The sequence below is a fragment of the Pseudoalteromonas sp. S1610 genome (assembly GCF_005887465.1).
In the GTDB taxonomy this organism is placed as follows: Bacteria; Pseudomonadota; Gammaproteobacteria; order Enterobacterales; family Alteromonadaceae; genus Pseudoalteromonas; species Pseudoalteromonas undina.
The window spans coordinates 1-278 of record NZ_PNDI01000165.1; the positions used below are offsets into that span (position 1 = coordinate 1).

Consider the following 278-nt stretch of genomic DNA (forward strand, 5'->3'; position numbering starts at 1 on the left):
ATAAACCCCCAAAATGCATTGGGAAACACAGCACATTTCCCCATCCCAAGGACCACCAAAAATGCCATAATGCCAAAGTAATATTCCACATATATCCGCCCCATTTTGGCCACCAATAATAAGCCCCCGCCATAATAGAAAATCCCGCGCCCGTCACCAGCACATAATGGAAGTGTGCTAACTACAAAGTAGGTGTCGTCGGATTGAAAATCAGCACGTGTGATCGCCAACATCAATCCCGAAAACCCACCTAAAGTAAACAGCCAAATAAATGCGAT

At 45.0% G+C, this 278-nt stretch carries 1 pseudogene; it reads right to left on the reverse strand.

From position 1 onward, the window contains the following. Positions 1 to 278: pseudogene (locus CWB77_RS18235) on the reverse strand (cbb3-type cytochrome c oxidase subunit I); the annotation flags it as partial.